This is a genomic window from Arenimonas sp., assembly GCF_041913985.1.
Classification (GTDB): domain Bacteria; phylum Pseudomonadota; class Gammaproteobacteria; order Xanthomonadales; family Xanthomonadaceae; genus Arenimonas.
The window spans coordinates 25,334-32,176 of sequence record NZ_JAYSEG010000021.1; the positions used below are offsets into that span (position 1 = coordinate 25,334).

7 protein-coding genes are annotated in these 6,843 nt (G+C 71.3%); 4 read left to right on the forward strand and 3 right to left on the reverse strand.

The window, feature by feature from the left end; all coding sequences use genetic code 11:
* Positions 1 to 40 precede the first annotated feature (40 nt).
* The 3 genes from ACE3Q2_RS08755 to prmB all read right to left on the reverse strand — a co-directional run bounded on the left by ACE3Q2_RS08755 (position 41) and on the right by prmB (position 3,218).
* The gene (locus ACE3Q2_RS08755) at positions 41 to 1,060 is read right to left on the reverse strand and encodes an aspartate-semialdehyde dehydrogenase (RefSeq protein ID WP_374473750.1); all 1,020 of its coding nucleotides are present in this window, start codon (positions 1,058 to 1,060) and stop codon (positions 41 to 43) included.
* 130 nt (positions 1,061 to 1,190) lie between these two features.
* Positions 1,191 to 2,291 carry a chorismate synthase gene (gene aroC, locus ACE3Q2_RS08760; RefSeq protein WP_374473751.1) on the reverse strand — a complete coding sequence of 367 codons (1,101 nt, stop codon included), beginning with the start codon at positions 2,289 to 2,291 and terminating at the stop codon, positions 1,191 to 1,193.
* Positions 2,292 to 2,297: 6 nt separating this feature from the next.
* On the reverse strand, positions 2,298 to 3,218 hold the full coding sequence (gene prmB, locus ACE3Q2_RS08765; protein WP_374473752.1) for a 50S ribosomal protein L3 N(5)-glutamine methyltransferase: 921 nt from the start codon (positions 3,216 to 3,218) through the stop codon (positions 2,298 to 2,300).
* A gap of 82 nt (positions 3,219 to 3,300) precedes the next feature.
* Here prmB and ACE3Q2_RS08770 point away from each other — a divergent pair, with 82 nt between their 5' ends.
* The 4 genes from ACE3Q2_RS08770 to ACE3Q2_RS08785 are packed head-to-tail and all read left to right on the forward strand — an operon-like array spanning position 3,301 to position 6,781.
* Positions 3,301 to 3,951: an SCO family protein gene (locus ACE3Q2_RS08770; RefSeq protein ID WP_374473753.1), complete on the forward strand. Its 651-nt coding sequence runs from the start codon at positions 3,301 to 3,303 to the stop codon at positions 3,949 to 3,951.
* Positions 3,948 to 4,787, forward strand: a complete 840-nt coding sequence (gene asd, locus ACE3Q2_RS08775) for an archaetidylserine decarboxylase (protein WP_374473754.1) — start codon at positions 3,948 to 3,950, stop codon at positions 4,785 to 4,787. Before ACE3Q2_RS08770 ends, asd begins: the two co-directional genes overlap by 4 nt.
* Before the next feature lie 31 nt (positions 4,788 to 4,818).
* Entirely contained in the window at positions 4,819 to 5,535 is a 717-nt protein-coding gene (locus ACE3Q2_RS08780; RefSeq protein WP_231694140.1) for an arginyltransferase, read from the forward strand.
* Positions 5,536 to 5,581: 46 nt separating this feature from the next.
* Complete coding sequence (locus tag ACE3Q2_RS08785) at positions 5,582 to 6,781, forward strand: endonuclease/exonuclease/phosphatase family protein (RefSeq protein WP_231694141.1); 1,200 nt, start codon at positions 5,582 to 5,584, stop codon at positions 6,779 to 6,781.
* Positions 6,782 to 6,843 lie beyond the last annotated feature (62 nt).

A 6,843-nucleotide genomic window follows, 5' to 3' on the forward strand; every position in this document is an offset into this window, starting at 1 on the left:
GCAAGCGGCCCCGTCCTTGGTGTCGGCCCGAATATACCGGTCAGGAACGCTCTTTGACCACGAGTTCCGCCAGCTGCACGGCGTTGAGCGCCGCGCCCTTGCGGATGTTGTCGGAAACGATCCACAGGTCGAGCCCGCGCGGGTGCGACAGGTCCTCGCGGATGCGGCCCACGTACACCGGGTCGGTGCCGGCGGCGTGCGTCACCGGGGTCGGGTAGCCGCCCGGCTCGCGTTCGTCCACCACTTCCACGCCGGGGGCGTCCTCGAGCAGCGCGCGCGCCTCGTCGGCGGTGAGCTTGCGGCGGGTTTCCAGGTGCACCGCCTCGGAATGGCCGAAGAACACCGGCACGCGCACCGCCGTCGGGTTCACCTGGATGCTGTCGTCGCCCAGGATCTTGCGCGTCTCCCACACCATCTTCATCTCTTCCTTGGTGTAGCCGTTGTCCAGGAACTCGTCGATGTGCGGGATCAGGTTGAAGGCGATCTGCACCGGGAACTTCGCCGGCTCGTGCGGCTGGAAGTTGAGCATGGCGGCGGTCTGGCGGCCGAGCTCCTCCATGGCCGTGCGGCCGGCGCCGGACACCGACTGGTAGGTGGCCACGTTGATGCGCTCGATGCCGGCGGCGCGGTGCAGCGGCGCCAGCGCCACCAGCATCTGCATGGTGGAGCAGTTCGGGTTGGCGATGATGCCGCGCGGGCGGTTCGCGGCCGCCCCGGGGTTCACTTCGGCCACCACCAGCGGCACGTCGTCGTCGTAGCGGAAGGCCGAGCTGTTGTCGATCACCACCGCGCCGGCGGCGGCGAACTTCGGCGCGTACTGCTTCGACACCGAGCCACCGGCCGAGAACAGCGCGATGTCGACGCCGGCCGGGTCGAACGTGGCCAGGTCCTCAACGGTGAGCTTCTGCGCGCCGAACGCGATCTTCTCGCCGGCCGAGCGCTCGCTGGCCAGCAGGTGCAGCTTGCCCACGGGGAACTGGCGCTCGGCCAGGATCGACAACATCGCCTCGCCCACCGCACCGGTGGCGCCCACAACTGCAACGGTATACGTCTTGCTCATGGTTTCCTGGGTTACCTGGAACTTGTTTTCAACGCGGATCGGAGCGAATTGAGGCGGATAGAAGCGGATTCAATTCGAATAAAGAGCGCTCTATCCGCCCTTATCCGCATCAATCCGCCCTGATCCGCGTTCAATCCCTCGCGCCTGGGATGCGCGGGAACACCGGCTCCACGTCGCCGCACTGGGCGCGGTGGCGCAGGGCCTGGTCCATCAGCACCAGGGCCAGCATGGCTTCGCAGATGGGCGGCGCGCGCAAGCCCACGCAGGGGTCGTGGCGGCCGGTGGTGATCACCTCCACCGGCTGGCCCGCGGTATCCACCGTGGCGCCGGGCAGGCGCAGGCTGGAGGTGGGCTTGAAGGCCACCGAGACCTCGATGTCCTGGCCGCTGCTGATGCCGCCCAGCACGCCGCCGGCGTGGTTGCTGGCGAAGCCGGCCGGCGACATCAGGTCGCGGTGCTCGCTGCCCTTCTGGGTGACCGAGGCGAAGCCGGCGCCGATCTCCACGCCCTTCACCGCGTTGATGGACATCATGGCCGCGGCGATCTCGGCGTCGAGCTTGCCGTACACCGGCTCGCCCCAGCCCGGCGGCACGCCAAGGGCCTGCACGCGCACGCGCGCGCCGGCGGAATCACCGGACTTGCGCAGCGCGTCCATGAAGGCCTCGAGTCCGGCCACCATCGAGGCGTCGGGCCAGAAGAACGGGTTGGCTTCCACCGCGCCCCAGTCGAAGGCGCCCGGCACCAGGTGGGCCACCTGCGAAACGCAGGCGCGCACGACGATGCCGTGCCGCTCGGCCAGCCACTTCTTGGCCACCACGCCCGCGGCGACGCGCATGGTGGTTTCGCGGGCCGAGCTGCGGCCGCCGCCGCGCGGGTCGCGGTGGCCGTACTTCTGCAGGTAGGTGTAGTCGGCGTGGCCCGGGCGGAACTGCGCGGCGATGCTGGCGTAGTCCTTGCTGCGGGCGTCGGTGTTGCGCACCAGCAGGCCGATGGGCGTGCCGGTGGTGCGGCCTTCGAACACGCCGCTCAGGATTTCCACCTCGTCGGCTTCGTGGCGCTGCGAGGTGTGGCGGGTCTTGCCGGTGGCGCGGCGGTCGAGGTCGGCGCGGAAGTCTTCCGGCGCCAGCGCCAGGCCCGGCGGGCAGCCGTCGATGACGCAGCCGATGGCCGGGCCGTGGCTTTCGCCGAAGGTGGTGACGCGCAGCAGCCGGCCGAAGCTGTTGTCGCTCATCGGGCGTCAGGCCCGGCGCGCGTCGGCGAGCGCCTTGATGCGCGCGTGGTGCGCCACCAGGTCCTCGCGTTCGACCACGAAGATGCCCATCTGCCCCACCTTGAACTCGACCCAGGCGAAGGGCACCTCCGGCAGCAGCTCCACCAGCGCGCGTTCGCTTTCGCCGACCTCGCAGATCAGCAGGCCGTGTTCGGACAGGTGCGCCGGGGCGTCGCGCAGGATTTCCAGCGCCAGGTCCAGGCCGTCCTCGCCCGCGCGCAGGCCCAGCTCGGGCTCGTGCGAATACTCCGGCGGCAACGCGTCGGTTTCGGCGTGGGTGACATAGGGCGGATTGGTGACGATGAGGTCGTAGACCTCGCCCTTGAGGTTGTGGAACAGGTCGGACTCGACCAGGCGCACGTTGGTGGCGTGCAGGCGCTCGACGTTCTCGCGCGCCAGTGACAGCGCCTCGGGGCTCACGTCCACCGCGTCCACCTGCCAGTGCGGGTGGTAGTGCGCGGTGGCGATGCCGATGCAGCCCGAGCCGGTGCACATGTCGAGCGCGCGGTGCACTTCACGGCCGCCCAGCCAGGGCTCGAAGCCGGCTTCGATCAGCTCGGCGATCGGCGAGCGCGGCACCAGGGCGCGCGGGTCGGTCTTGAAGCTCAGGCCGGCGAACCAGGCCTCGCCGGTGAGGTAGCAGGCCGGGATGCGCTCGTTGATGCGGCGCTCGAACAGGGCCAGCACGGCCTTCTTCTCGTCGTGCGTGAGTTTCGCCTGGCCATAGGCCGGGCCGAGGTCGGGCGGCAGGTGCAGCGTGTGCAGCACCAGCTGGGTGGCCTCGTCCAGGGCGTTGTCGTGGCTGTGGCCGAAGGTCAGGCCGGCGGCGCCGAAGCGGCTGGCGCCGTAGCGTATGAAGTCGATGATCGTGGCAAGTTCCGCCGGCATGTTCTTGAAATCCCTTGCAATGGCGGGAGTATAGCCGCGCCGCGGCTATAATTGCCGGCCTGACAGCCCTCCGGGAACCGCCGTGTTCAATCGCAACACCCTGCTCATCCTGGTCGCCGCGCTGGCGGCCGGCCTCGGCCTCTGGGCCGCGCAGCTGGCCTATTCGCCTGCCGGCGCGCCGGCGGCGGCCCCGGCCCTCGACCAGGCCCGGCTCAAGGCCGTGCGGCTGTTCCCGGCCCCGCGCGCCCTGCCCGCCTTCTCGCTGCAGCAGTCCGACGGCACGCCGCTGACGCCGGACGAGCTGCGCGGTCGCTGGACCGTGGTGTTCCTGGGCTTCACCCACTGCCCCGACGTCTGCCCGACCACGCTCACCGAACTTTCGCAGGCACAGAAGGCCTGGGACGCGCTGCCGGCCGAACGCCGCCCGCGCCTGCTGTTCGTCTCGGTGGACCCGGACCGCGACACCCCGGAGAAGACCGGCGAGTACGCCGCCTACTTCCACCCCGACACCTTGGCCGCCACTTCGCCCGAGCCGGCGCTGCAGGAGTTCGCCACCGCGCTGGGCATGGTCTACATGAAGGTGCCACTGGACGACGGCGACTACACCATGGACCACTCCAGCGCCCTGGTGCTGGTGGATCCGCAGGGCCGCCAGGCCGGCCTGATCCGGCCGCCGCTGGTGCCGGCCGACATTGCCGCCGACCTGGCCCTGCTGGCCACGGAGGCCCCGTGAGCCCGAAGGTCTTCCTACAGTACGTGCTGCCGCACCGGCTGCTGTCGCGGCTGGCCTACGGCGTGGCGCGCTCGCGCGCCGGCTGGTTCAAGGACTGGCTGATCGCGCTGGTGGTGCGCAAGTTCAACGTGGACATGGCCGAGGCCGCCGACCCGGAGCCGCGCAACTACGAGCACTTCAACGCCTTCTTCACCCGCGAACTGAAGCCGGGCGCGCGCGTGGCCGACCCGGACCCGCGCAGCCTGCTGATGCCGGCCGACGGCAAGATCAGCCAGGCCGGCCGCATCGAGGCCGGGCGCATCTTCCAGGCCAAGGGCCAGTCCTTCACCGCCGCCGAGCTGCTGGGCAGCGAGGCCATGGCCGCGCCCTACGCCGACGGCTGGTTCGCCAACATCTACCTTTCGCCGCGCGACTACCACCGCGTGCACATGCCGTGGTCGGGCACGCTGGTGGAAACGCTGCACGTGCCGGGCCGGCTGTTCACCGTCGCGCCCTGGGGCGTGAAGGCCATCCCGCGGCTGTTCGCGCGCAACGAGCGCCTGGTCTGCCACTTCGAAACCGAATTCGGGCCGATGTGCTCGGTGATGGTGGGCGCGCTGCTGGTGTCGGGCGTGGAAACGGTGTGGAACGGCGAGGAGATCCCGCCGTACGCGCATGCGCCCCACCGCCGCGACTGGCGCGGCCAGGGCATCACCCTCGCCCGCTTCGCCGAGATGGCGCGCTTCAACTACGGCTCCACGGTGATCCTGCTGTTCCCGCGCGACGCCGTCGCCCTCGACGCCTTCGCCACCGAAACCCCCACCCGCGTCGGCCAGCGCCTCGGCAAGGTGCTCTGACCCCCGTTTTTCGCCGGTGTAGACTGGCGGCATGGGCAACAGCGGCCAGCATGCGATCCGGTTGTTCCAGAGCCTCGAGCATCCTTGCGGCTACTGGAAGGAGCGGCTGGCGCGCGACCTGATCATCGACCCGACCGACCCGCACCTCTCGGCGGTGTACCCGCAGGCCCTGGCCATGGGGTTCCGCCGTTCCGGCGGGCATGTCTACCGGCCCTACTGCGCCGGCTGCCGCGCCTGCGTGTCGGTGCGCATCCCGGCCGAACGCTTCGTACCCAACCGCGCCCAGAAGCGCTGCCTGGCCCGCAACGCCGACCTCGAGCTGCGCCACGCCCCGCCGCTGCGCACCGAGGAGAACTTCGCGCTCTACCGGCGCTACCTCGACACCCGCCACGCCGGCGGCGGCATGGACGACCCCGCCCCCGAGAACTTCGACGCCTTCCTGGCCTGCCGCTGGAGCCCGACCGAGTTCATGGAATTCCGCCTCGGCGGCGAGCTGGTGGCGCTGGCGGTCACCGACGTGGTGCCCGACGGCCTGTCGGCGGTCTACACCTTCTTCGAGCCGGAACTGGCCGCGCGCAGCCTGGGCACCTACGCCATCCTGCAGCAGGTCGAGCGCGCGCGGCGCGAACGGCGCGGCTACGTGTACCTCGGCTTCTGGCTCGAAGGCCACCCGAAGATGGCCTACAAGCGCGCCTACCAGCCGCTGGAGTTCCTGGACGGCGCGCTCTGGCGCCCCATGCCGGCCTGAGCCCCGTGCAGGACGCCGTCATGCGGCTCGGGCACAATCGGCGACCATGCGAATCCCCAGCCTGCTTGCCTTCCTCGCCTTCGGCCTCGCCGCCTGCCACGCCACCGCGCCGGTCGCGCCGGAGCCCGCCGCGGTGAGCCTGCGTGTCGCCACCTTCAACACCTCGCTGTATTCGGAGGAAGCCGGCGGCCTGGTCGCGCGGCTCGGGGCCGGCGACGAGCGGGCGCGCAAGATCGCGGCCATCGTCCAGCGCCAGCGGCCCGACATCGTGCTGCTCAACGAATTCGACTACGACCCCGAGGGCCGCGCCGCCGACCTGTTCCAGCGCGACTACCTGGGCGTGGGCCAGCACGGCGAAGCCGCCATCACCTACCCCTACCGCTACCTCGCGCCGGTGAACACCGGCGTGCCCAGCGGCCTGGACCTGGACCGCAACGGCGTGGTGGCCACCGAAGGCCGCGCGCGCGGCAACGACGCCTGGGGCTACGGCCTGCACCCGGGCCAGTACGGAATGCTGGTGCTGTCGCAGTACCCCATCGACGCCGACGCGGCGCGCACGTTCCAGCTCCTGCGCTGGAGCACGATGCCCGGCGCGATGGCGCCCACCGACCCGGCCACCCGCCAGCCCTGGTACCCGGCGCAGATCTGGGCCCAGCTGCGCCTGAGCTCGAAGTCGCACTGGGACCTGCCCATCGCCACGCCGCTGGGCACCGTGCACCTGCTGGCCGCGCACCCCACGCCGCCGGTGTTCGACGGCCCCGAGCGCCGCAACGCCGCCCGCAACCACGACGAGATAAGGCTCTGGGCCGAATTCCTGACGCCCGGCGACAAGCCCTGGCTGTGCGACGACCAGGGCCGCTGCGGCGGCCTGCCCGAGGGCGAGCGTTTCGTCATCGTCGGCGACTACAACGCCGACCCCGGCGACGGCGGCAGCCTGCCCGGCACCATCCAGCAACTGCTCGAACACCCGCGCGTGCTGCGCTACCCCACGCCGCGCAGCGAAGGCGCGCTGGCCGCGGCCGCGGCCAACCCGGCCAATGCCAGCCACCGCTCCAGCCCCGCGCACGACACCGCGCGGTTCGGTCCGCGCAACGGCAACTTCCGGGTGGACTACGTGCTGCCCTCGGTGGGCCTGGCCGTGGCCGGCAGCGGCGTGTTCTGGCCCGCGCCCGGCGAGCCTGGCGCCGACTGGATCGACGCCACCGACCACCGCATGGTGTGGGTCGACCTCGAAAAGCCGCAGTGACGCTGTAGGAGCGGGGGGGGGGCGCGCGGACGAGTGGGCGGGCGGGGGGGGGGGTGCGGGCG

Excerpts from the sequence above, each read along its gene's own strand:
- ACE3Q2_RS08755 (WP_374473750.1), bottom strand. The coding sequence starts at position 1,060 with ATGAGCAAGACGTATACCGTTGCAGTTGTGGGCGCCACCGGTGCGGTG.
- aroC (WP_374473751.1), bottom strand. The coding sequence starts at position 2,291 with ATGAGCGACAACAGCTTCGGCCGGCTGCTGCGCGTCACCACCTTCGGC.
- prmB (WP_374473752.1), bottom strand. The coding sequence starts at position 3,218 with ATGCCGGCGGAACTTGCCACGATCATCGACTTCATACGCTACGGCGCC.
- ACE3Q2_RS08780 (WP_231694140.1), top strand. The coding sequence starts at position 4,819 with ATGGGCAACAGCGGCCAGCATGCGATCCGGTTGTTCCAGAGCCTCGAG.
- ACE3Q2_RS08785 (WP_231694141.1), top strand. The coding sequence starts at position 5,582 with ATGCGAATCCCCAGCCTGCTTGCCTTCCTCGCCTTCGGCCTCGCCGCC.